This is a genomic window from Legionella jamestowniensis, from assembly GCF_001467745.1.
Classification (GTDB): domain Bacteria; phylum Pseudomonadota; class Gammaproteobacteria; order Legionellales; family Legionellaceae; genus Tatlockia; species Tatlockia jamestowniensis.
The window spans coordinates 227,072-227,740 of the sequence record NZ_LNYG01000013.1 but is presented as its reverse complement, the minus strand read 5'-3'; the positions used below and the strand labels follow the sequence as shown (position 1 = coordinate 227,740).

Genomic DNA, 669 nt, shown 5'->3' with positions numbered 1-669 from the left:
TGAATTCAGGATTAGCGCTCAATCATCTTTATACCCATGGGGTTTTGTTTAACCTAACTTATGTCGCTTAAGGACGGATCATGCATAGAAAGAAGGTCAGGCATTTTTTTAGTACTGCTATAGCCCTTTTCTGCAGTTTAATGCTGTTAAACGTACAAGCAGCTAAACCCTTATGGCTCTTTGACCCCCAAACGCCAACCTCCATTACTGTTGCCAAAGGACATAGTGCCCAGATTATCTATACCATATATAATCAATCCTCTAAACCAAAGATTCTCTCCATGAAAAGGATTGCGGGGATTAGTCAAACTGCACCCTGCCGACTCCCCGCTAAAGGAAGTTGCACATTGACACTTAATGTGAATGGCTCAACGTTGCAAGGAAATGTCATTGGCGGTCCGGCATTATGTCAACAAGGTAATGACACACAATGTTACCAGCCGAATTGGGAGAATATTTTACGCATTCGTCTGACACAGCAGCCTCCCGTGCAGCAATTCATTGTCACGCCATCGGCGGGTGCTAACGGCTCTATTTCCCCTGCAACAGCACAGCGAGTTAATGCTGGCAGCAGCCTGACGTTTACGGCAACACCCAATACCGGTTTCGGGGTCAATCAATGGTTGCTGGATGGCAATGTGGTGCAAAATGGCGGAACCACTTTTCAGT

The 669-nt window shown here is 45.9% G+C and carries 1 protein-coding gene; it reads left to right on the top strand.

Annotation, left to right across the window (positions count from 1 at the left end; genetic code table 11):
• Window positions 1-80: 80 nt before the first annotated feature.
• The coding region (locus Ljam_RS05435) for an InlB B-repeat-containing protein (protein ID WP_420795605.1) at window positions 81-669 on the top strand (589 nt) is incomplete at its 3' end.